This window comes from Pseudomonas haemolytica (genome assembly GCF_009659625.1).
Classification (GTDB): Bacteria; Pseudomonadota; Gammaproteobacteria; order Pseudomonadales; family Pseudomonadaceae; genus Aquipseudomonas; species Aquipseudomonas haemolytica.
In genome coordinates, this window is record NZ_VOIW01000008.1 from 1 (window position 1) to 20,713 (window position 20,713).

The window sequence follows — 20,713 nt, forward strand, 5'->3', positions numbered from 1 at the left end:
ACCCACTGGGCAGCGGGCCACGGTGGAAAAATCCGCGTCGCTAAGGCTTACCGAACGCTGCGAATCCCCAACCCGCAACACCCGGTCCATGCCCAGCAACGACGGCATATCCGCCGCATGACTGACCAAGTCCAGCGCCCGCGAATACCAGGCGCCCATCTGCTGGCGGTAGTCCACCAGGCTCTGATGGAAACCATCCAGCTCATGTTCGATAGAGGCGATGTGGGCAGCGTGGGTCATCCATGACGTCTCGGCAGAAGGCAAGGCGTCGGAGTCTGCCGCAGCGAAAAGCGGCTGGATGAACGGTTTGGAAAATCAGATTGCCCTTACAAAGGGCTAGCAAAAGTCGGCGCTAACTCATGCGCAAGGGCTACTTCAAATGGCGAGGTTACTGATTGACGAACAGTGCCCTTGAGCGTCTTTCAGTTGGGTTTCAAACTCAATCAGACCCGCGTGCATCCGTTGCAACACGGCGATTTGCGCGGCTAACGCGCGCTTCTTGTTGGCGATGGCTTGGTCCGCCCGGTCCCAAGGAAGGGCATCGCCGTTGTACCCCAGCAAAATCTCCTGCAACTCCTTGAGTTTGAATCCCAACTGCTGGGCACACTTGATAAACGTCAGCCGCTCGACGCTCTGGGCCGTATAAACCCGATAACCGCCCTGACGCTGAGGCTCGGGCATCAGTCCAATCGCCTCATAGTGACGAATCGCCTTGATGGTCGTGCCGGATAACTGCGCGGCTTTGCCGATGTACATGAAAACTCCCTTTTTCAAATAGTGCGCCGGCTTGTTTCAGCGACCGGGCCCGCTGCGTCAGCGTAGAGCCCAGCACCGGTCCGAACAGCAGCGTCTTGCTCAGCGTGATGCCGCAAAGCGCCAGCGTGGTGCGACGCATCTGGTGGATGGCCGGCATGCGGTAGACCCAGCGGTAATACCACGCCGGCGTGTCCAGGGTCACTAGCAAGTGCGCGGTTCGGCCCTTAAGCAGTTTGTCGGGGAATGCCTTGCCTGCTCGGTATTTGAAGGCGAAGCCGGGTAGGAAAACTCGGTCGATAAAGCCTTTCATCAGTGCCGGGATACCGCCCCACCAAACAGGGAAAACCCATGTCAGGTGCTCGGCCCAAAGGATGTCGGCTTGTGCACTGAGCAAGTCGGGTTCCAGTGTTTGGACCTGGGTATAACCGTGGTGAAGGATGGGGTCGAACCTGAGGTCACCCAGGCGCAGGACGCGTACGTCGTGGCCTGCCGTTTTCGCGGCGTGGATATAGGTCTGCGCGAGGGCTGAACAAAAACTATCGGTGGACGGGTGGCCGAGAATGACCAGGATGCGCTGACTCATGCTGAAGGCTCCTGAAGTGGGCGTTCAGGGTAGGGTGTGCCGTATAGGGGAGAGTCAAGGGCCACAGCCAGTGCCAGCAGGACCGTTCCGTAAGGTGCGCAGGACCCTTCCTGGAGTATTCATGAGCCCTTGTGACGGCACGATGGCCTGACTAGCCTGCTGAAAACACAAGAGTAAAAAGGCATGAGCGAAACCGCTATCGGGCTGACCGCGCCTCCTGAGGGCTACAGCGATTGGCTGACAGACCTCAAAGGCCGTATCCATAACGCACAGCAGCGCGCCTCAATCGCGGTCAATCGTGAACTGGTGCTGCTCTACTGGCAGATCGGCTGCGATATTTTGACCCGTCAGAACGATCAAGGCTGGGGTAGTAAAGTGATCGACCGCCTTGCGCAAGATCTGCGCGCGGCCTTTCCCGACATGAAGGGTTTTTCGCCGCGCAATCTCAAGTACATGCGCGCTTTTGCCGAGGCGTGGCCGGATTCGGAATTTGTGCAAGAGGTGCTTGCACAATTGCCTTGGTACCATCAGATCGCGCTGTTGGACAAACTTCCTGGGCCCGAGACGCGGCGCTGGTACATCACCCAAACGATCAAACACAACTGGTCGCGCAACACACTGGTGATGCACATTGAAAACCGCCTGTTGGAACGCAGCGGCAAGGCTGTCAGCAACTTCGAAAACCACCTGCCCAAGGCTCAGTCCGATCTGGCCCGCGAAACCCTCAAGGACCCTTATCGTTTTGATTTCCTCAGCCTGGGCCTGAATGCGCAAGAGCGCGATATCGAAAACGCCTTGATCAAACATGTCACTGACTTCTTGTTGGAGTTGGGCGCAGGCTTTGCCTTCGTTGGTCGGCAAGTGCTGCTGAATGTAGGCGGCGACGAGTTCTTTGTTGACCTGTTGTTCTATCACTTGAAGCTGCGTTGCTACGTGGTGATCGAGCTCAAGGCGGGCAAGTTCAAACCCGAGCATCTGGGCAAGTTGAGCTTTTACCTCGCGGCTGTGGATGCCGAGTTGAAGCACCCACAGGATGGCCCGACGATTGGCCTGTTGTTGTGCAAGGGTAAAAATGAAGTGGTGGCTGAATACGCACTGCGTGATAACAACCGTCCTATCGGCGTGGCGGAATATCAACTGGTGGAGTCTTTGCCGGCAGAGCTGCAATCCAGTTTGCCCAGCATTGAACAAATTGAGAGAGAGTTGGCGGGGTAGAACCGGCTCAAACACCGCAAGCCTGCTTTTCAGGGCAGGCTTATCGTCACACTCGGCTGACTTACTTCTGCTGTGCAGTCAGCGCCGCATAGCCATTCATCAAGTTGCGATAGTTAGGGATACGCTGGGACAACAGATTCCCCAGGCCTTCAATGTCGTTGCGCCAGTCGCGGTGCAGCTCGCACGCCACCGAGAACCAGTTCATCAACTGTGCACCGGCTTGAGTCATCCGGCTCCACGCTGCCTGCTGCACCGTAGTGTTGAACGTGCCCGAAGCATCCGTCACCACAAACACTTCAAACCCCTCCGCCAGCGCCGACAAGGTCGGGAACGCCACGCACACATCCGTCACCACACCGGCAATGATGATCTGCTTACGCCCGGTGGCCTTGATCGCCTTGACGAAATCCTCGTTGTCCCATGCGTTGATCTGACCAGGGCGAGCGATGTACGGCGCGTCCGGGAACATTTCTTTCAACTCCGGTACCAGCGGGCCATTGGGGCCTTGCTCGAAGCTGGTGGTGAGGATGGTTGGCAAGTTGAAGAACTTGGCCAGGTCCGCCAGGGCCAGCACGTTGTTCTTGAACTCATTGGGAGAGAAATCCTGTACCAGTGAGATCAAGCCGGTCTGGTGATCGACCAGCAGAACGATGGCGTCGTCTTTGTTCAAGCGGTTGTAGGTTGCAGTGCTCATGGTTGAATCCTTTTTTATTTAGGTGGGTTGGGCGTTGCGTTCAACATGGGCACAGATTAATGAGTGGCTGCTGGAGGATAAATCGGCTGGGATAGGTAATACCGTCAACTCAGAGGAGACAATGCCGGAGCGGTCACAAGCACTGGTCCGTTTCATGGCCGGAAAGTATCCGAAAAATCTCACGCGTGAGCTATTGAGTACGGCGAACATTGCCTGTAGATTTTCTCACGCGTGAGTTTTTCACAGCGAGGTCAGTACGATGAAAAGCAGCTCTCCATCGAGCCCTGCTGCAGGGCCCGATACCGATTCAGCCAGCCTTCAGGGAGAGCGCTTGAAACAGTCCGCGAAAAAGCCATCGAGCTTTTACATGAAGCAGATGCGCGCGGGCCTGTCGGCCGCCGGTTATGTGAAACACGAGACTTGGGTGCTTCCCGAAAACCGAAGCTTGCTCAAGCAGATGGAGAAACAGCTTCGCCAACCGATCCTGGCTGGCTCATTCATGTCGGAGAATTTCATGAGCGCAGGTACCAACTGGAACATCGATCGCCTCTTCAGCGCGCTTCAGGCCCTGGACGAAGTGACCTCCAATGACATTACGCTTTCTCTCGTTCAAGGTTCCGATTCCAGCATCAAGCTGGAAATGAACGATTTCGGTGGCCTGCCGATTTACATCGCGGTGGTGGGCGAGCAGATCATCGTGGACACCGTGTTGGTCGACGTCGAGTCCATCAACGATGTCGCCAAGTTCAATGACGCAGTGCTGCGCAGCCGGGAGATGTTCCCGTTGTCTTCGATCGGTATCGAGTCCATGCCGAACGGGCAGGTGGTCTACAACATGTTCGGTGCACTCAGCTCCGACTCCAGCCTGACCAACATCGTGACCGAGGTGAAAACCCTGGTCGACAACGTGCAGCGCGCCAGCGAAGCCTTCGAACGTTTCTTCAACTAATTATTCGGGAATATCCAATGACTCAGTCTATCTGGAGCAAATTGTTCACCGCGCTGCGTGGCGGTGCCAATGAAGTCGGCGAATCGATCGTCGATCAACAGGCCCTGCGCATCCTTGACCAGGAAATTCGCGATGCTGACACCGCGTTGGCCAACGCCAAGCGTGAGCTGGTCAGCATCATGGCCAAGCACAAACTGGCGGCTGATCGTGTCGGCGAGTACGACGCCAAGATCAAAGACCTGGAGTCCAAGGCGATGGCTGCTATCCAGGCCAATCGTGAAGACCTCGCCCTGGAAGTCGCCGAAGCCATCTCGACCCTGACCAACGAGCGCGACGTCGAGCAAAAGCAGACCACCGAGTTCGGTGGCTACGCCGAGAGCATGCGCAAAGACATCACCAAGGCCGAGAGCCGGATTAAAAGCCTGCGCCAGCAAGTGGACATGGCCAAGGCTCGCGACAGCGTGCAGAAGGCCCAGGTCAGTGCATCCATTGCCAGCGGCGGTGCCAACGGCAAATTGGAAACGGCCGTCGGTACGCTGAACCGCTTGCAGGCCAAACAGCAGCAACGCTCCGCTGAACTGCAAGCCCAGGATGAGCTGGCTGAAGCATCGACAGGGACCGACCTGGAACGCAAGCTGCGCGAAGCCGGTATCACGCCGAACGAAGGCAGTGCCAACGCGATTCTGGAGCGTCTGAAGCAAAAGTCGGCTGAGTAAGCAACGCCGCCGAAAGGGAGGAGGGCATTTTTGCCCTTCTTTTTTATGCCGAGGTGAGGAGGGACGCCTTGAAGGGTTTCAAGACAATCGCAGGCCTGGCCCTCTTCATGGTCGCGCTGCAACTGCTCAATGTAGCGACCGGTTACAGCCTCTTGGCATTCGGGCTGGTCCCGAGGACGCTGCAAGGGCTGTTCGGTATCCTCACCTCACCGTTTTTGCACGCCTCCTTTGCTCACCTGAGCGCGAACCTGATTGCCTTTCTGGTCCTGGGCACCCTGGTCATTATCGATGGGCTCAACCGGTTCATTGCCGTCAGCGCAATCGTGATTCTGCTGGGGGGCGCGCTGGTCTGGCTGTTCGGTTTTTCTGGGGTACATGTCGGTGCCAGCGGCTGGGTATTCGGGCTATGGGCCTACCTGCTATCGCGCGCCTGGTTCCACAGAAGCTGGAGCAACCTGATAACGGCCGGTGTGGTGGCGGTACTGTATGGTGGCTTGATCTTTGGCTTCCTTCCTCGGCAGGGCGTTTCCTTCGAAGGTCATCTCTTCGGCGCGTTCGCTGGATTTATTGCCGCCAAGGTACTTCTCTCTGCACCGCGCAGCAGGTTTAATGCCGGATGAGCACACGTGAGCAGCCAGAAGCCGAGGCGATCACGTCGCCAGGAATCCAGTACCCACGGAAGCAGGGATGAAATGTCGATCTTTCTTTTATTGCGCCTGTACGCTTCCTCCCTCTTTCACCGTTTCGGCTGGGCAGGCCTGATCATTGCCTTGGGCGTACACCTGAGCGTGGCTTATCTGGGCCTGGTATTTCTGGGCGAGCAGCACCTCACCGCCCCCGCGACGTTTGTTTACTTCTATCTCACCACCACACTGACCGTCGGCTATGGCGATCTCGCACCGCAGACCGCGGCGGGGCGAATCTTCGTGGCTGCCTGGGTCATGCTCGGGGGCATTGCGCTGCTGACCGCAGCCATCGGCAAAACCACCAGCAGTGTCATTGATGCATGGAGAAAAGGCATGAAGGGCAAAGGCGATTTCACCGGCAAAGTCGGCCATACCGTGCTCATCGGCTGGGAGGGCGCGTCCAGCGAGCGGGTCATAGAGTTGCTGCTTCAAGACGAAACCTCGAACGACAACCTGATCGTGATTTGCGATTGCACCCTCGAAGAAAACCCGATGCCGGGCAAAGCTGCGTTCATCCGCGGTGAAAGCCTGTCTTCCACCGCGTTGTTGCAGCGAGCAGGCGTTCCCGGCGCCGAGCGTGTGCTGGTGCGAACCCCGTCTGACGATCTGACGCTGGCCACCGTGCTGGCGGTGAATCAATTGAGCCCCGTCGGGCATGTGGCCGCCCACTTCAATGAAAGTGAAATTGCCGCACTCGCCAGCTCCTATGCACCCCGCCTGGAATGCACTTCCAGTATGGCGATTGAAATGCTGGTGCGCGCCTCCCAGGATCCGGGCTCGTCCGTGGTCATCAATGAGCTGCTGTGCGTAGGGCAGGGCGCCACCCAATACCTGATGAAATTGCCCGAAGCCTTTGAGGCAACCTTCGGTGAGCTGTACACCCGGATGAAAGAACACCACAACGCCACCCTCATCGGCTATCGCGCCAAAGGTGCTCAGCAACCAGCGATCAATCCGCCCAGCACCACGCGTGTCGAGGGCGGTGAACTCTTCTACATCGCCTCCACCCGGCTCAAGGAAATCTCCCATGGGATGGCTTAAACAATTGATGGGGCTCGAGGCTCCGAACTCCACTACCGACTCCAAAGCGTCGGCCAACCAAGCGCTGCCGGTCACCGGGCCATTGGGCCTGGCACCGGGCAAAGGCCTGATGTTCGACTCGAGCCTTAAATTATTACTCGATGAGAAAACCACGGTGGTCATCCCCGGTTCCCAGGAAATCTGGGCCAACGGCACCGTTGACCTCGGGCAGTCGACCTGGCTGTCGCGCTATTACATGAACGACGAAGACTATTGGCTGCAGGTGCACACCACGGGCGACATCGCCGGGCAGGTCGAGTCGGTGATCCTGTTCAACTACCTCAGTTACGTCACCATCAGCAGCGAGGCGGAACTGCGCCGGCTGGCCGGCCCACAGAGCCTGATCGGGCTGCCGACTTACACCCACGACGGCGTCGAGTTTTTCCGCGAGTGGGGCAGCGAAGACGGCCAGACCGAATTGGTGGCGATGAGCGAACAAATAGTCAGCCCGGAGGCCGCCTACAGCATTGAGCACCGTTCGATGCTATACGCACGCGACACCGGCCTGACCGACCGTCGAGAGTTTTTGCTGTTTTCCGTCGAAGAAGACGCTGAAGGCACCATCAGCCTGAGCACGTCGCTGGGCATTTCGCTGTATACAACCGACCTGACTGCGCTCTAAAAAAGGAAGAAGTCCATGCTAGAAGCTCTCTCCATCTCCCTGAACAAAGCTGCCGTGTTCGGCTTTGTCATCTACATCCTGGGGGCTGCGGTATTGTTTGCGCTGTTCCAGTTCATCTACACCCGCATCACCCCGCACAAGGAATTCGAGCTGATCCGTGCGGGCAACGTTTCGGCGGCAGTTGCCCTGGGCGGCGCCATCGTCGGTTTCGCCATTCCGGCCAGCAACGTGATTGCCTACTCCATCAACCTCCTCGACTTCGTAGTCTGGTCGGTGATCGCAGCCGTCGTCCAACTGTTGGCATTCCTGCTGACCAGCCTGGTGCTCAAAGGCACGTCCGAGCGCATCAAGAACGGCGAGCTCGCGGCCGGCATCTACGTGGCCGCCGTAGCCATCAGCGTCGGCATGTTGAATGCCGCGTGCATGACGCCTACCCAGAACTGATTGCGCACGGAGCTCCCGATGAAACGAAGCAAGTACGTCCAGCTTTCGCTGGCAGCGTCGGTCGCCATGGCGATATCCGGCTGCGGGCCAACCGAAAAAACCTACGATTTGCAAAAGAAGTACAACTTCCAGTCGGTTCAACAATGCGCCGATGAAAAACTTCCGGTGGACGTCTGCTCGGACGCCTACATGACCGCCATGGCCGAGCATCGCCGCATTGCACCGGTGTACGACAGCCAGGCCGATTGCGATGCCGACTTTGTCGCCGACTGGTGCCAGCAAGACTCTACCGGCAAGTTCATCCCCAAGCTCGGCGGGTTTGAACTGACCGCCGAGGGCCAGGTGACCCAATCCCAGGTCGACGCCGCCAATGCTCAAGCCAACAACGCTCAGGCCAGCGGCGGCGGCTCAGGCTTCTCCACCACCAGCCTGCTGACCGGCTTGCTGATCGGCAACATGCTGAGCAACAACCGCAACAGCTACCGCTCCGAGCCGGTGTACCGCTACCGCGATGATCGCGGCAACTACGGCAACTCCACGCTCAACCAGCGCGCCTCCAATGGCGCGACCTTTGGCCGCTCCAACCAGGCCCGGTACGGCAGCAGCAATTACACCAACACGCTGCGCTCCTCCAACAAGTCGAGCTCCGTGTCATCGGCCACCTCCCGTGGCGGCTTCGGCAGCAAAGCCAGCGCTCGCAGCGGCTGGGGCGGCGGCGGGTCGAGCAGTTAAGGAAGGCAGCCATGAAGAAGATCCACTGCGCAGAGCGTCATGACTGGAAACAGACCGCCGACAGCCTCGGCTTTCTGTTCCACACCATCGACGGCGAACCCTACTGGGACGAAAGCGCGTATTACCAGTTCACGCTCAAGCAAATCGAGCGCGACCTCGAAGTCCCGACCACCGAGATCCATGACATGTGCATGGACCTCGTGGCCCGCGTGGTCCAGAGCGAAGAACTGCTCGAACGCCTGAGCATCCCCGCGCCCTTCTACGACATGATCCGCACCTCATGGCTAGAAGGCCACCCGCACCTGTACGGGCGCATGGACTTCTCCTACAACGGCACCGGCCCCGCCAAACTGCTCGAGCTCAACTACGACACCCCCACCAGCCTCTACGAGGCCGCGGCATTCCAGTGGGGCTGGCTCGAGCAATGCATCGAACGCGGCCTGCTGCCCAAACACGCCGACCAGTTCAACAGCATCGACACCAAACTGCACCAGGCCTTCGCCCAACTGCAGATCAACCAGCCGTTCTACTTCGCCTCGATGAAAGACTCGATCGAAGACAAAGGCACCACCGACTACCTGCGCCTGGTCGCGGAAAAAGTCGGCATCGAATCCCGCCACATCGACATCGAAGACATCGGCCTGACCAGCGAAGGCCGCTTCGTCGACCTTCAAGATCGCTGGATTCCCCACCTGTTCAAACTGCATGCCTGGGAGTTCATCTTCCACGAACCCTTTGGTGCCGCCATTGCTGAGAGTGACACGCAGTTTTTCGAGCCTGCGTGGAAGTCCATCATTTCCAATAAAGGCATCCTGCCGCTGTTGTGGGAATTCAACAAAGGCCACCCGAATTTGCTTGCGTCACACCTGGATATCGACCCCGGTAAAGCCGTGCCGAAGGGCTGGGTGCGCAAGCCGTTTTTCTCGCGGGAAGGGGCCAACATTGAGCTGCAAACGGCTGATGGGCTGATTGTGAAAGAGGACGGCCCTTATACGGATGCGCCGTTTATTCTTCAGGAGTTTGCGCCACTGCCGCGGTTTGGGGACAGCTACACGTTGATCGGGTCTTGGGTGATTGGGGATCAAGCGGCGGGGATTGGGGTGCGGGAGGATGATAGTTTGATTACCAAGGATTCGAGCCGGTTTTTGCCGCATTTGATATTGGATTGAAAATGCTTGCTGGCTTCTCAATCAGAACTGGCCCGACACGCCTCAACCGGTTGGCTAAATGCCCGCGTCAGCGGGCAGATTCCCGACGCTTAGCAGATAGCCATCTGAGCATGTGAGTGGTTGTGTGTAAGCCGTTTGAGTGCAATCTCAAGCGCTTGGTCGTCGAACAGCTTGTTCTTACGGGCACTAGCACCGGCTCCACCTTCCCAGTGTTTCAATGCTTCGCGCACAGCAGGGACACTAGGGGAGACATTTTTCTGGCTCAGCAACCAATCGACTGTCGCCAGCAGCTCCATCCCAAATGGAGACTCAAAACCGTCAATCAACTCGGCAGTGCACTCCAAAGCTTGTGAGTACTCTTTGGCCTCCGTGTTGAGGTAGGTTTGGAGAAAGGCTTTACGGTCTTGGTCAAACCAGATGACATCGCTGATTTCCGCATCGCTGATGCGCTTATCGCAATGCAGATAGCTGCCATCCAAATTGTTAAGCAGATGCTCTAACCGATTGGCATACGGCCCATACTTGTGAGCAACAAACTTAAGGTCCAGCGGGTTCTTGAGGCCTGGCCGCTTTTCGATAGCACGTTCCAGGAACCAAGCCAGCTTCTGAATTTCCAGCAGGCTGCATTCCATACCTAACACCCAGTAACGCCGTACCAGTTCAGCAATAAGTGCGCGTGCCGGTGTGAGTTTCTCCACGCCGCTGCGTTTGGCGACATTCAGGTACTGATTGGAAGGCTCGAATACCAGCACATCGACGTTCAGATCACTTAACACATCAACGATCTGCTCGCGAACCTCAGGCCATTTCAGCCCCCCGTTACCCGCACCTAATGGCGGAACAGCCACGGACTTCACATGGTTTTCAATCAGAAAGCGACGTAGATCATGTAGACCTTCGGTTATCCATGCCATCTGCGAAGGTGATCGCCAGTGACGCTTAGTCGGGAAGTTAACGATCCAACGAGGGCCTTCCAGTTCGTTGACCGCAGTGACGTGAACCTTGCCTGTTTCTACCTCGCCAGCCTTACAGGCCGACGCGTACAAACGATAGTTCTCTGCAAAGCGCTCTTTGAACATCAGCGCGATGCCTTTGCCCATCACGCCCACGGTATTCACCGTGTTGACGAGGGCTTCGGTGTTGGCTTCCAGAAGGTTGCCTTGGGTGAATCTGATCATTGGAAATACCATCCCGGACGCGCATGAACGGACAACGTCAGGCCTCGGGCGACGACGTCCTGTTCTATGCGTTTTTTCGTTGCATCGGTGTAACACATGATGCCAAGGAGTCCTGTAATCGGTAGGTGGTGGTGAATCAGCGCCTCAGCCTGATAACGCTCCATTTTGCGAGGGTCATCGGGGTCACGTTTGAAGTCGCGTCGTTGAAGGATAGACCAATCGATCTGGTGGAGATTCGCCAAGTCGCTGTAATAGTCTGTCCAATCCGGGTACGCATGTGCGTTTGTGAAGACGAACGGTAGGCCAAGCTCGGCGACGCGGTGCAAGCTTGAGACGAGAATTACGATTTCGTCATTGTTGCGCTGCTGCACGCTCCACCCGGAGTGAATATTTTTCATCATCACAGAGAAGGGTGTGAAATAGAAGGGTACGTAGTCTGACAAAAAGCCTGCAGGAGCAATGGGGACATAGCGCGTGCGGCGTTTGTCGATTAAATCAACATTGCCTATGTTCACATACTGCGCAGCCTGCACCTCGGAGCTGGGGCAGTGCAGGCCGTTGTCCAGAATCCAGGGCAGATTGTCGCGATGAACGATCCGCCAGATCAGAGCCTTTTCAGGATTCAGGTTGTTATAAATCATCTAAGAAACATTCCCCGATTCACTCCGATTTGTACATTAACACCGGCCTCGCGCATTTTAGACTCACAGAGGGCTTCTACTTCGGCATTAGAAACAAAAATCTTGAAGAAATCGTTAGGCGAAACTACATCGGGTGATAGGCACTCCGCCATGCAGATGCTTTTGCATTGTGGGTCATGGTAGTCCCTGGCATTCATGACGTCCCAATTGATGGCCTCGAAGCCCTCAGCATAATCGAGCAACTGAATGGCATCGTTAGCCAATGGATGGCGGGGAATGACCTTCCATTGCTTTCTGATTGCAACGTTTCGACGAACCGTAATCACAACAAACTGGGCGTCAGACCTTCTGCGCTGAACGCTTCCATCGAACGGGTTTGCGGCAAACCAGTGGAAAGGTACGTACTGCTCTAGTGCGAGACCTTGTCGTTTTTTCAGAATCTCGGCATCAGCCACGTCTTCGAACGCCCTGAGCTGCGCTCGCGGTTTTAGCCCGTTTTGAAAAATACTGCTCAGATTTTCTAGCGAAGTGAGGTGATAGAGAAGTTTTTGTTCCTTGATATCCGGCATATCGGTCTCCTTGACCTACGTATGAGCTGAAGTTATTTCATTCCTGCTCGCTCATCAGTTGGCAGGATGAGATAAGTGATTCTATTGTGATATCAGCTTGGGTCGCAATGGCCATCCTTTTATGGAGGACGGCTGAAAAATCATATGAGTCAGCAGTCCTGCCGCGTTCTCGAATTCGTTGTGCGAGCAGGTTAGATACCTTTCATTTGCGGGACATTTCCTAGAGAATCCCAGCCGCTTGCGCCTGCGGAAATGCACGACTAGGCTGCGGATCGTCACTGCACATCCAGTGATCGGGTTTAGTCGCTCGGATTCGATTGGTACACACTTTTTATTGGAGTTGTGCCATGGAAAACGTTGTTTCAGATATGCCTTCTTCGCGTGGGCCTAACCCATTTACTGTTAATGAAGAGCTGAGCTTCGAGGATGCTTGGGTGCGTGTGGCTGAGTTGCTGCAGCGTGCAGTGGCTACTTCGCAGGTGCTTGGGGAACCGCTGGGTGCGCCGCAGAGGGCGGTGATGCATTTGGTGGAGATGGCGAAGATGGTGGCGGACCGGGCTGTGGAGTGTTTGCAGCCTAAGTGACGCGGATAGAACGCAGGCGGGGCGATACGTGCCCGCCTTTTCGATCATTCAATTGTCCAGCAGCTGTTGGACAATTGAACTGTATTCTTACAGGCATTAAAAAGCCGGCTTGTGGCCGGCTTCTCGGGGACTGCCTCAGCTTGTTTTTGACAAACCTCACCAGCCTTCAAATCGCTCAGCCCACATTGCGTCAGGCTGAATAGTAGGGGCATCCGCGGGAACTCCTCCGCATCGCCTGACAGGGCAAATAGCTAAGCCATCCCCCTGCCAAATGTGCGGCGCATTCTACCCACATTCACCTCAATTGCCCACCTCCGGTTCCGATTTAGAGCCTTCCCAGCCCAACAGGTGTTCATCCAGCGGCACGGGCGGGCGGCGGTTGTTGAGGGTGGACCACCAGAATACCCAGCCGACGATCTTGAAGCTTTGTTCGAAGCGTTCTTCGTGGTTGAGGTATTCGTCCGGGTGTTCGGCGGCGTTGTGGCTGCGCATGCGCAGGCCTCCGCCGGGGCGGTTGTAGAGGTATTTGATGCGTAGCATGCCGTCGTGTTCGACGGCGTAGATTTCGCCGTCGATGATTTGGGTGCGGCCGCGGTCGATGGCGAGGGTGGCGCCTTGTTGGATGATGTCGGTCATGCTGTTGTCGACCATGTAGGCGCCTACGGCGCGGTTGGGGTTTACGTTGAGGGTTTCGAGGGTGTGCAGCGAGAGGCGGATGCGTTCGGTTGAGGTGAAGGTGGGGTGGAGGGGGATCTCCACGTCGGTTTTTTCCGGGCGGCAGGCGGGGCCTGTGAGGTATTTGCCAGTGTCTTCGCGGGTGGCGAGTGCTTTCCTTGCATCGGGGCCTTCCAACAGGTAGTTGGCGGGCGGGTGTTTGGGGCCTCGGCCGTCGCTTAGCCAGCGACTGGAGACGCACAGCAGTTCTGCGATCTCGTTGAGTCGGCCCATGGGGACGCCGCGTTTGAACCAGTTGTTCACGTGTTGAGGCGTGACGCCGCGGTTCTTGGCGAAGTCGGAGGCGGAAAGATGAACTTCCCGAAGTAGCGCTTTTAAACGATCACCTGATGTATTCATAAACGCAGAGTTTACTGGCCGGAAAGTCTAATCAAATAAACCATGCGTTGAATTGCATATGTAGGATTTGGCTTAGTTGTGGCCTGATCTTTCAGGTGTACGCCTTAGTTAAACGTTTTCAAATAAACATTGAACTTGATGTTTAATCTTGCGCATAAAAAAGCCCCGAATGATCGGGGCTTTTTTGTTTGCCGTGGCAATGAGGCGCGGGTATCAGCCTTTGTAGGCGGCAACCGACTTCATGATCTCGGCGCGGGCGGCGTCTGCGTTGCCCCAACCGTCGATCTTCACCCATTTGCCTTTTTCGAGGTCTTTGTAGTTCTCGAAGAAGTGCTTGATCTGTTCCAGCAGCAGTGGCGGCAGGTCGGTGTATTCTTTCACGTCCACGTACAGCTGGGACAGCTTGTCGTGTGGCACTGCGATGACTTTGGCATCGCCGCCGCCGTCGTCGGTCATGTTCAGGATGCCGACTGGGCGTGCGCGGATAACCGAGCCTGGAGTAACCGGGTAAGGGGTCACGACCAGTACGTCGAGGGGGTCACCGTCGTCAGCCAGGGTGTTAGGGATAAAACCGTAGTTGGCCGGGTAGAACATCGGGGTGGCCATGAAACGGTCAACGAACAGGCAGTCGCTGTCTTTGTCGATTTCGTATTTGATCGGCGCGTGGTTGGCCGGAATTTCGATCGCGACGTAGATGTCGTTCGGCAGGTCTTTGCCCGCCGGAATCTTGCTGTAGCTCATTGGGCGTTGCCCCCGTAGTTGACCATATGACATGGCCGGATTGGCCTAAAAGTGGCGGCGATTATAGGCATATTCTGACGCCGATGCCATGCGCCAAGCGTCGTACGGTCATTCGCCGTGTGGCTGATAACGTGGGTCGCTGGCTTGCAGTTGATTCAGGCGCGCCAACGGATCCTGGCGGTAAAAGCGGCTGAGTTGGGCGTACACCTGTGGATAGCTGTCGACCAGCAGATCCGGGGCACTGAAGAAATACTCGCTGGTGACGGCAAAGAATTCCGCCGGGTTTTCCGCAGCGTAGGGGTCTATCGCTGTCTCGGCGTCCGGGTTGGCGTCGAGCTGGCGGTTGAGGTCATCGAAGGCGCCTTGCATCACGCTGGCCCATTCCTGCACGCGCATGTCGTGGTGCAGCGGCGGCAGGCCGTTGGCGTCGCCGTTGAGCATGTCCAGCTTGTGCGCCAGTTCGTGGATGACCAGGTTGTAGCCTTCCCACTGGCCGCTGCCGAGCACGCCCGGCCAGGCGAGGATCACCGGGCCTTGTTGCCAGGCTTCGCCGCTGTGTTCGCCGTCCCATTCATGTTCGACGCCGCTGGCATCGCGATGGCGTTGCGGGCTGAGAAAGTCGTCGGGGTACAGCACGATTTCATGGAAACCCTGGTACCAGTCGAGGTCGCCGAGGTTCATCAATGGCAATTGCGCTTGAGCGGCGAGCAGCAGGCGTTGTTCCTGGTGCAATTCGACGCCGGGCAGGGCGGTGAGGTGTTTTTCGGCGAGGAACACCACGCAGGCTTCGCGCAGCCACTGGTCTTGCTCGGCGCTGATGCCGTCGAGGAAGGTCAGGTGCTGGCGCACCCGCTGCCAGGTGTCATCGGCAATCGGGTGCTTGGCCAGCAGGCGCCGGCGACGCCAGGCGCTCAGGGACCACATTGGCGGTCAGTGCGGGTTGGCTTCGGAGGAGGTGCGGCCAAAGCGGCTGCGCACCACGCCAATGATCATCGGCACCAGCGACAGCAGGATGATGAACACCACCAGCAGCGACAGGTTTTTCTTGATAAATGGCACGTTGCCGAAGAAGTAACCCAGGGTCACCAGGCCGCCAACCCAGAGGATGGTGCCCAGCACGCTGAAACCGAAGAAGCGCGGATACGGCATTTTGGCCACGCCGGCGACGAACGGCGCGAAGGTGCGCAGGATCGGCAGGAAGCGCGCCAGGGTCACAGTCTTGCCGCCGTGCTTGTCGTAGAAGTCGTGGGTTTTTTGCAGGTAATCGCGACGGAAAATCTTCGAATTAGGGTTGCTGAACAAGCGCTCGCCGGCCGTTCGTCCTATGACGTAGTTGGTGCTGTCACCAAGGATCGCTGCCAGCATCAGCAGGCCTGCCAGTAATACCGGGTCCATACCGCCACCGGCCGCTACGGCACCGGCGATGAACAGCAGGGAATCACCCGGCAGGAAGGGCATGACCACCAGGCCGGTTTCGCAAAAAATAACCAGGAACAGAATGGCGTAGATCCACGGACCGTAATTGGTTACCAGCATGTCGAGGTAGACGTCGAGATGCAGGATAAGGTCTAGCGGGTTGAAATCCATGGATGGCACCTGTGTGAATGGCCCGGCTCAGCAGGCCTGTGCGGAAGCTCGGGCAATAAGGCTACAAGTAATTGTCGCGGTTCTTACAACCCTGAAAGGTCGGCATTATACGGATTGAACGGTGAAAAGCGTGTTGCTTTTGTAGCGGGGAGTGTCGCGAAAGTGTGAAGCGGTCGGGATTGGTTTTTTGTGGGAAGGGGCTTGCTCCCAATTGCGGTGGGTCAGGGACAAATTCGTTAACTGACACCCCGCAATCGGGAGCAAGCCCCCTCCCACAGGGGATCTGAAGTGTTTGGGGGGATTGGGTCACTCTTCGTTGATCGGCAACACATAGTTCTTGAACTCGGTGTCTTCACGAAAGCCTATGGACTCATAGGTCTTCTGCGCCACGTCATTGTCGCTGCTGGTGGACACGCGCAATCGCACCGCATGGGTTTCCTTGGCCATCTTCTTCGCCGTGCGCATCAGGTTGTCGGCCACCAATTGCCGACGCGCGTCCTCGGCCACATAGATGTCGTTGAGGATCCACACCCGTTTAAGCGACAACGAAGAAAAGCTCGGATACAGCTGGCAAAATCCCAGCAGCCGCTTGTCATCATCGTCGGCCAGGGCCAGGTAGATCACCGACTCCTTACGCCGCAGGCGCTTTTCCAGGAACGCCCGGGATGAGTCCGGGAACGGCAGGGCCCCGTAGAACTCACGGTATTTGACGAACAACGGGGTCAGCAGGTCCAGGTGTTCCAGGGTCGCTTGAGTAATCCGCATGCCAGGCCTCAACTTCCAAATGGGGTATGACCACACGAGCGGCCGTGACTTGATGCTGCCTAATGACGCCAAAAAGCGCAATCGTGCCGCTATTGGTCATCCGGTGGGCTGAGCAGGAAATTGCCCTTCATCAGGTCCGGATCGTCGGATTCGAGGGTCTGAACCTGCGCCTCATCCTTAAGGTTGACCCCCGACAACTGCCGCCGACACGCCTCTCGCATCAAGTACAGCAGGCGATGAGCCGCCATGCCGTAACTCAAGCCTTCGAGCCGCACATTGGAGATACAGTTGCGATAGGCGTCGGTGAGACCGACCTTGGGGTTGTAGGTGAAATACAGGCCCAGGCTGTCCGGCGAGCTGAGCCCCGGCCGCTCGCCGATCAGGATCACCACCATCTTGGCTCCCAGCAGTTGGCCGATCTCATCGGCCACCGCCACGCGGCCCTGTTCCACCAGAATTACTGGCGATAAGGACCAGCCTTCGGCGTGGGTCTGTTCCTCCAGGCGCGCCAGAAATGGCGCGGTATGTTTATGCACGGCCAGCGCCGACAGGCCATCGGCGACCACGATGGCCAAGTCCACGCCACCGGGGTGTGCCAACGCGTAGTCGCGCAAAGTCTGGGCCGACTCATCACTCAGGCGCCGCCCAAGGTCCGGGCGCTGCAGGTACATATGCCGGTCTACGGCGGCGCTGTGCAGCAACAGGCTGTCGCGGCCGCGTTCGGCGAATTGGCTGCTGAGCCCGGCGTGATCGAAGGGCAGGTGCACCGCGTCCCGCGCCTGGGCGTGGGCAAACTGGAAGTCCAACTGGGCGTTGGTGGGAATGCTGGTGCCAGTGCGGCCCAGGGCAATGCGCGCCGGGGTCAGGCGGCGCAATTCCAGCCAGGGGTTGTCAGGCAGTTCTGGTTGCACAGTCGGCTCCTTCATCCCAATTGCGCCAAGGCATGGCGAAACGCTGGCGGCAGGCTGTTGCCAAAATGCACCTTGCCGTCGGCTTGCGTAAAGATGCCCATTTTCGCCAGCCACTGTTCAAACTCCGGTGCCGGTTTTAAACCCAATGTTTGCCGGGCGTACAAGGCGTCGTGGAACGAGGTGGTCTGGTAGTTGAGCATGATGTCGTCAGAGCCGGGGATGCCCATGATGAAGTTGATGCCGGCCACGCCCAGCAGGGTCAGCAGGGTGTCCATGTCGTCCTGGTCGGCTTCGGCGTGGTTGGTGTAGCAGATGTCGCAACCCATGGGCACGCCAAGCAACTTGCCGCAGAAGTGGTCTTCGAGGCCGGCGCGGATGATCTGCTTGCCGTTGTACAGGTACTCCGGGCCGATAAAACCGACCACGGTGTTCACCAGGAATGGCTTGAAGTGCCGGGCCACCGCGTACGCACGGGTTTCGCAAGTTTGCTGGTCGACGCCAAAATGCGCATTGGCCGACAAGGCGCTGCCCTGGCCGGTTTCGAAATACATCAGGTTCTGGCCCAGGGTGCCGCGCTTGAGGCTCAAGCCGGCGTCGTACCCCTCTTGCAGCACGCTCAGGCTGATACCGAAACTGGCGTTGGCGGCCTCGGTGCCGGCAATCGACTGGAACACCAGGTCCAGCGGGACGCCACGGTTGATCGCCTCGATGGAGGTGGTGACGTGGGTCAGCACACACGCTTGGGTGGGGATCTCGTAGCGCTGGATGATCGCGTCGAGCATTTCCAGCATGGCGCAGATCGAGGCGATGCTGTCGGTGGCCGGGTTGATGCCGATCATGGCGTCGCCATTGCCGTAGAGCAGGCCGTCGAGAATGCTCGCGGCAATGCCCGCCGGTTCGTCGGTGGGGTGGTTGGGCTGCAAGCGCGTGGATAAACGCCCGCGCAGGCCCAGGGTGCCGCGAAACTGGGTGACCACGCGGATCTTTTGCGCCACCAGCACCAAATCCTGCACGCGCATGATCTTGGACACGGCGGCAGCCATTTCCGGTGTCAGCCCTGGCGCTAATGCGCGCAGGGATTGTTCATCGGCCGCATCGCTGAGCAGCCAGTCACGCAGGCCGCCGACGGTGAGGTGGCTGACCGGCGCAAACGCCTGTTTATCGTGGGTGTCGATGATCAGCCGGGTGACTTCATCGCTTTCATAAGGGATCAGCACTTCCTGCAGGAAGTGCTTGAGCGGGATATTCGCCAGCGCCATCTGCGCGGCTACCCGTTCGCCGTCGTTCTGTGCGGCGACACCGGCGAGGAAGTCCCCGGAGCGTGCCGGGCTGGCCTTGGCCATCACGTCCTTGAGGTCGTCGAAGCGGTAGGTGTGTGCACCCACCGCGTGGGAAAAGCTTGCCATACAGTGTCTCCTTGGTGGCGCGGGCACGCTGTGCGCGAGGTGCCCGCGTCGAGGTTTTCGGCAATCAGTGCAAGGCGGCCTCTGCGGCCTGGATCGCCGCGAACTCTTCTTCTGGCGTGCCTGCTACCAAGTGATGCCGGCTGTAGAAAGCAAAGTAAGCAATTAATACTCCATAGATGATCGCGGCGCCAATCACCACGCGTGGATCCACCAGGAAGCCCGCCACCACGGCCACGCAGGCCAATACCAAGGCCACGCCCGAGGTGAAGATGCCGCCCGGCGTGCGGTAAGGACGGTCCATTTTGGGGCGGCGGATGCGCAGGGTGATGTGCGCAGCCATCATCAGTACGTAGGAAATCGTCGCGCCAAACACCGCCACCAGGATCAGCAAGTCACCCTGGCCGGTCAGCGACAGGCCGAAGCCGATGATCCCGGGGATCACCAACGCCAGCACAGGCGCCTTGCTTTTGTTGGTTTCGGACAGTTTGCGCGGCAGGTAGCCAGCGCGAGATAAGGCGAAGATCTGCCGCGAATAGGCGTAGATAATCGAGAAAAAGCTCGCGATCAAACCGGCCAGGCCCACGAGGTTGACGAAGCTGCCCATCCAGGTCGAACCGCCATAGGACAACGCCAGCGCCTCAACCAATGGGTTGCCTGATTTGATCAGCGCGTAGGTGCCCGCACCGCCCGGCGCGATCACCAGGATCAACAGGGCGAAGCTGGTCAGCACCACAATGGCGCCGATCAGGCCGCGGGGCAGGTCGCGTTTCGGGTTCTTGGTTTCTTCGGCGGCCAGGGGCACGCCTTCAACCGCGAGGAAAAACCAGATGGCATAGGGGATCGCGGCCCACACACCGACGTAGCCGAACGGCAGGAAGCTGCTGGCGCCCTTGGCTTCGGTCACCGGAATATCCAGCAGGTTGGCGACGTTGAAGTGCGGCACCATCGACACCAGGAACACGCCCAGGGCAATCGCGGCGATGGCGGTAATCACGAACATCAGCTTCAGGGCTTCACCGACGCCAAAGATATGGATGCCGATAAAGATGATGTAGAACGCCAGGTAGATCATCCAGCCGCCGATGCCGAACAGCGACTCGCAGTAGGCGCCGATAAACACTGCGATGGCGGCGGGAGCGATGGCATATTCGATCAGGATCGCAGTGCCCGTGAGGAACCCGCCCCAAGGGCCAAAGGCACTGCGGGCAAAACCGTAGCCACCGCCAGCGGTCGGGATCATGGACGACAGTTCGGCAAGCGAAAAGCACATGCACAGGTACATCGTCGCCATCAGCAATGTGGCGAGGAACATGCCGCCCCAGCCACCTTGGGCCAGGCCGAAGTTCCAGCCGGCGTAGTCGCCGGAGATCACGTAGGCAACGCCAAGGCCAACCAGCAGCACCCAGCCGGCGGCACCTTTTTTCAGTTCGCGTTGTTGGAAGTAGTCGGTGCCGACTTTTTCGAAGTCGACAGATGAACTTGTGGGTTCGCTAGGCATGGGAAAGTACCTTTCATTCTTATTGTTTTAACTCGGCCTCTGTGTGCCGAATGCGCATCGCAAATACTGATGAAGATCCAAATGTGGGAGGGGGCTTGCTCCCACATTTGATT

Annotated in this window: 25 protein-coding genes; 10 read left to right on the forward strand and 15 right to left on the reverse strand. The window is 58.0% G+C overall.

Annotated elements, in window-relative coordinates; all coding sequences use genetic code 11:
- The 3 genes from FRT59_RS23780 to FRT59_RS23790 form a co-directional block, all read right to left on the reverse strand.
- Positions 1–240 (reverse strand): hypothetical protein (locus FRT59_RS23780; RefSeq protein ID WP_153872549.1); only part of this gene is annotated, 240 nt, incomplete at its 3' end.
- 135 nt (positions 241–375) lie between these two features.
- Positions 376–756: a MerR family transcriptional regulator gene (locus tag FRT59_RS23785; RefSeq protein ID WP_153872550.1), complete on the reverse strand. Its 381-nt coding sequence runs from the start codon at positions 754–756 to the stop codon at positions 376–378.
- Positions 695–1,339, reverse strand: a complete 645-nt coding sequence (locus FRT59_RS23790) for an NAD(P)H-dependent oxidoreductase (protein WP_153872551.1) — start codon at positions 1,337–1,339, stop codon at positions 695–697. The genes FRT59_RS23785 and FRT59_RS23790 overlap by 62 nt, the downstream gene beginning before the upstream one ends.
- Before the next feature lie 183 nt (positions 1,340–1,522).
- On the opposite strand from FRT59_RS23790, the gene FRT59_RS23795 reads away from it, so the two are divergent.
- Positions 1,523–2,554: a PDDEXK nuclease domain-containing protein gene (locus FRT59_RS23795; RefSeq protein ID WP_153872552.1), complete on the forward strand. Its 1,032-nt coding sequence runs from the start codon at positions 1,523–1,525 to the stop codon at positions 2,552–2,554.
- A gap of 61 nt (positions 2,555–2,615) precedes the next feature.
- Here FRT59_RS23795 and ycaC read toward each other — a convergent pair whose 3' ends face one another.
- Positions 2,616–3,248 carry an isochorismate family cysteine hydrolase YcaC gene (ycaC, locus tag FRT59_RS23800; protein ID WP_034117703.1) on the reverse strand — a complete coding sequence of 211 codons (633 nt, stop codon included), beginning with the start codon at positions 3,246–3,248 and terminating at the stop codon, positions 2,616–2,618.
- 367 nt (positions 3,249–3,615) lie between these two features.
- Between ycaC and FRT59_RS23805 the strand changes: the two genes are divergently transcribed.
- The 8 genes from FRT59_RS23805 (at position 3,616) to FRT59_RS23840 (ending at position 9,646) form a co-directional block, all read left to right on the forward strand.
- Positions 3,616–4,197, forward strand: coding sequence for a YjfI family protein (locus FRT59_RS23805; protein ID WP_153839485.1), 582 nt, complete (start codon positions 3,616–3,618; stop codon positions 4,195–4,197).
- 17 nt (positions 4,198–4,214) lie between these two features.
- The gene (locus FRT59_RS23810) at positions 4,215–4,913 is read left to right on the forward strand and encodes a PspA/IM30 family protein (protein WP_034117704.1); all 699 of its coding nucleotides are present in this window, start codon (positions 4,215–4,217) and stop codon (positions 4,911–4,913) included.
- A 107-nt stretch (positions 4,914–5,020) separates the two neighbouring features.
- Positions 5,021–5,533, forward strand: coding sequence for a rhomboid family intramembrane serine protease (locus FRT59_RS23815; RefSeq protein WP_052224538.1), 513 nt, complete (start codon positions 5,021–5,023; stop codon positions 5,531–5,533).
- A 72-nt stretch (positions 5,534–5,605) separates the two neighbouring features.
- Positions 5,606–6,640, forward strand: a complete 1,035-nt coding sequence (locus FRT59_RS23820) for an ion channel (RefSeq protein ID WP_153872642.1) — start codon at positions 5,606–5,608, stop codon at positions 6,638–6,640.
- Complete coding sequence (locus tag FRT59_RS23825; RefSeq protein WP_153872553.1) at positions 6,627–7,301, forward strand: DUF2491 family protein; 675 nt, start codon at positions 6,627–6,629, stop codon at positions 7,299–7,301. Before FRT59_RS23820 ends, FRT59_RS23825 begins: the two co-directional genes overlap by 14 nt.
- A gap of 15 nt (positions 7,302–7,316) precedes the next feature.
- Entirely contained in the window at positions 7,317–7,745 is a 429-nt protein-coding gene (locus FRT59_RS23830; RefSeq protein WP_034117708.1) for a DUF350 domain-containing protein, read from the forward strand.
- An 18-nt stretch (positions 7,746–7,763) separates the two neighbouring features.
- Positions 7,764–8,477: a DUF1190 domain-containing protein gene (locus FRT59_RS23835; protein WP_153872554.1), complete on the forward strand. Its 714-nt coding sequence runs from the start codon at positions 7,764–7,766 to the stop codon at positions 8,475–8,477.
- A gap of 11 nt (positions 8,478–8,488) precedes the next feature.
- Entirely contained in the window at positions 8,489–9,646 is a 1,158-nt protein-coding gene (locus tag FRT59_RS23840) for a glutathionylspermidine synthase family protein (protein WP_153872555.1), read from the forward strand.
- Between the two features lie 89 nt (positions 9,647–9,735).
- Here the strand turns inward: FRT59_RS23840 and darG are convergent, their stop codons facing one another.
- The 3 genes from darG to FRT59_RS23855 are packed head-to-tail and all read right to left on the reverse strand — an operon-like array spanning position 9,736 to position 12,034.
- Positions 9,736–10,824: a type II toxin-antitoxin system antitoxin DNA ADP-ribosyl glycohydrolase DarG gene (darG, locus tag FRT59_RS23845; RefSeq protein ID WP_153872556.1), complete on the reverse strand. Its 1,089-nt coding sequence runs from the start codon at positions 10,822–10,824 to the stop codon at positions 9,736–9,738.
- Positions 10,821–11,465: a type II toxin-antitoxin system toxin DNA ADP-ribosyl transferase DarT gene (darT, locus tag FRT59_RS23850; RefSeq protein WP_153872557.1), complete on the reverse strand. Its 645-nt coding sequence runs from the start codon at positions 11,463–11,465 to the stop codon at positions 10,821–10,823. Before darT ends, darG begins: the two co-directional genes overlap by 4 nt.
- Positions 11,462–12,034 carry a DarT ssDNA thymidine ADP-ribosyltransferase family protein gene (locus FRT59_RS23855; protein WP_153872558.1) on the reverse strand — a complete coding sequence of 191 codons (573 nt, stop codon included), beginning with the start codon at positions 12,032–12,034 and terminating at the stop codon, positions 11,462–11,464. The genes darT and FRT59_RS23855 overlap by 4 nt, the downstream gene beginning before the upstream one ends.
- Before the next feature lie 347 nt (positions 12,035–12,381).
- Between FRT59_RS23855 and FRT59_RS23860 the strand changes: the two genes are divergently transcribed.
- Positions 12,382–12,618, forward strand: coding sequence for a hypothetical protein (locus tag FRT59_RS23860; RefSeq protein ID WP_153872559.1), 237 nt, complete (start codon positions 12,382–12,384; stop codon positions 12,616–12,618).
- Positions 12,619–12,918: 300 nt separating this feature from the next.
- On the opposite strand, the gene FRT59_RS23865 is transcribed toward FRT59_RS23860, so the two are convergent.
- From FRT59_RS23865 to eat, 8 genes are all read right to left on the reverse strand, one after another.
- Complete coding sequence (locus FRT59_RS23865) at positions 12,919–13,692, reverse strand: LexA family transcriptional regulator (protein WP_153872560.1); 774 nt, start codon at positions 13,690–13,692, stop codon at positions 12,919–12,921.
- Between the two features lie 213 nt (positions 13,693–13,905).
- Positions 13,906–14,433, reverse strand: a complete 528-nt coding sequence (gene ppa, locus FRT59_RS23870; RefSeq protein ID WP_003176323.1) for an inorganic diphosphatase — start codon at positions 14,431–14,433, stop codon at positions 13,906–13,908.
- Positions 14,434–14,541: 108 nt separating this feature from the next.
- Positions 14,542–15,357: a M90 family metallopeptidase gene (locus FRT59_RS23875; RefSeq protein ID WP_153872561.1), complete on the reverse strand. Its 816-nt coding sequence runs from the start codon at positions 15,355–15,357 to the stop codon at positions 14,542–14,544.
- A gap of 6 nt (positions 15,358–15,363) precedes the next feature.
- On the reverse strand, positions 15,364–16,020 hold the full coding sequence (locus FRT59_RS23880) for a DedA family protein (RefSeq protein WP_003194521.1): 657 nt from the start codon (positions 16,018–16,020) through the stop codon (positions 15,364–15,366).
- Between the two features lie 306 nt (positions 16,021–16,326).
- Positions 16,327–16,785 (reverse strand): GNAT family N-acetyltransferase, encoded by a 459-nt coding sequence (locus tag FRT59_RS23885; RefSeq protein ID WP_034117713.1) that lies wholly within the window; start codon positions 16,783–16,785, stop codon positions 16,327–16,329.
- 89 nt (positions 16,786–16,874) lie between these two features.
- Complete coding sequence (eutC, locus tag FRT59_RS23890; RefSeq protein WP_153839468.1) at positions 16,875–17,711, reverse strand: ethanolamine ammonia-lyase subunit EutC; 837 nt, start codon at positions 17,709–17,711, stop codon at positions 16,875–16,877.
- On the reverse strand, positions 17,708–19,102 hold the full coding sequence (locus FRT59_RS23895) for an ethanolamine ammonia-lyase subunit EutB (RefSeq protein ID WP_153839467.1): 1,395 nt from the start codon (positions 19,100–19,102) through the stop codon (positions 17,708–17,710). The genes eutC and FRT59_RS23895 overlap by 4 nt, the downstream gene beginning before the upstream one ends.
- 64 nt (positions 19,103–19,166) lie before the next feature.
- On the reverse strand, positions 19,167–20,600 hold the full coding sequence (eat, locus tag FRT59_RS23900; protein WP_153872562.1) for an ethanolamine permease: 1,434 nt from the start codon (positions 20,598–20,600) through the stop codon (positions 19,167–19,169).
- Positions 20,601–20,713 lie beyond the last annotated feature (113 nt).

Bases quoted from the DNA above. Each gene is read 5' to 3' on its own strand.
- FRT59_RS23880 (WP_003194521.1), bottom strand. From the start codon at position 16,020: ATGGATTTCAACCCGCTAGACCTTATCCTGCATCTCGACGTCTACCTC.
- FRT59_RS23810 (WP_034117704.1), top strand. From the start codon at position 4,215: ATGACTCAGTCTATCTGGAGCAAATTGTTCACCGCGCTGCGTGGCGGT.
- FRT59_RS23885 (WP_034117713.1), bottom strand. From the start codon at position 16,785: ATGCGGATTACTCAAGCGACCCTGGAACACCTGGACCTGCTGACCCCG.
- eat (WP_153872562.1), bottom strand. From the start codon at position 20,600: ATGCCTAGCGAACCCACAAGTTCATCTGTCGACTTCGAAAAAGTCGGC.
- FRT59_RS23860 (WP_153872559.1), top strand. From the start codon at position 12,382: ATGGAAAACGTTGTTTCAGATATGCCTTCTTCGCGTGGGCCTAACCCA.
- FRT59_RS23785 (WP_153872550.1), bottom strand. From the start codon at position 756: ATGTACATCGGCAAAGCCGCGCAGTTATCCGGCACGACCATCAAGGCG.
- FRT59_RS23815 (WP_052224538.1), top strand. From the start codon at position 5,021: ATGGTCGCGCTGCAACTGCTCAATGTAGCGACCGGTTACAGCCTCTTG.
- FRT59_RS23895 (WP_153839467.1), bottom strand. From the start codon at position 19,102: ATGGCAAGCTTTTCCCACGCGGTGGGTGCACACACCTACCGCTTCGAC.
- FRT59_RS23840 (WP_153872555.1), top strand. From the start codon at position 8,489: ATGAAGAAGATCCACTGCGCAGAGCGTCATGACTGGAAACAGACCGCC.
- FRT59_RS23825 (WP_153872553.1), top strand. From the start codon at position 6,627: ATGGGATGGCTTAAACAATTGATGGGGCTCGAGGCTCCGAACTCCACT.
- ycaC (WP_034117703.1), bottom strand. From the start codon at position 3,248: ATGAGCACTGCAACCTACAACCGCTTGAACAAAGACGACGCCATCGTT.
- FRT59_RS23795 (WP_153872552.1), top strand. From the start codon at position 1,523: ATGAGCGAAACCGCTATCGGGCTGACCGCGCCTCCTGAGGGCTACAGC.
- ppa (WP_003176323.1), bottom strand. From the start codon at position 14,433: ATGAGCTACAGCAAGATTCCGGCGGGCAAAGACCTGCCGAACGACATC.
- FRT59_RS23835 (WP_153872554.1), top strand. From the start codon at position 7,764: ATGAAACGAAGCAAGTACGTCCAGCTTTCGCTGGCAGCGTCGGTCGCC.
- FRT59_RS23820 (WP_153872642.1), top strand. From the start codon at position 5,606: ATGTCGATCTTTCTTTTATTGCGCCTGTACGCTTCCTCCCTCTTTCAC.
- darT (WP_153872557.1), bottom strand. From the start codon at position 11,465: ATGATTTATAACAACCTGAATCCTGAAAAGGCTCTGATCTGGCGGATC.
- darG (WP_153872556.1), bottom strand. From the start codon at position 10,824: ATGATCAGATTCACCCAAGGCAACCTTCTGGAAGCCAACACCGAAGCC.
- FRT59_RS23790 (WP_153872551.1), bottom strand. From the start codon at position 1,339: ATGAGTCAGCGCATCCTGGTCATTCTCGGCCACCCGTCCACCGATAGT.
- FRT59_RS23830 (WP_034117708.1), top strand. From the start codon at position 7,317: ATGCTAGAAGCTCTCTCCATCTCCCTGAACAAAGCTGCCGTGTTCGGC.
- FRT59_RS23855 (WP_153872558.1), bottom strand. From the start codon at position 12,034: ATGCCGGATATCAAGGAACAAAAACTTCTCTATCACCTCACTTCGCTA.
- FRT59_RS23805 (WP_153839485.1), top strand. From the start codon at position 3,616: ATGAAGCAGATGCGCGCGGGCCTGTCGGCCGCCGGTTATGTGAAACAC.
- FRT59_RS23865 (WP_153872560.1), bottom strand. From the start codon at position 13,692: ATGAATACATCAGGTGATCGTTTAAAAGCGCTACTTCGGGAAGTTCAT.
- FRT59_RS23875 (WP_153872561.1), bottom strand. From the start codon at position 15,357: ATGTGGTCCCTGAGCGCCTGGCGTCGCCGGCGCCTGCTGGCCAAGCAC.
- eutC (WP_153839468.1), bottom strand. From the start codon at position 17,711: ATGAAGGAGCCGACTGTGCAACCAGAACTGCCTGACAACCCCTGGCTG.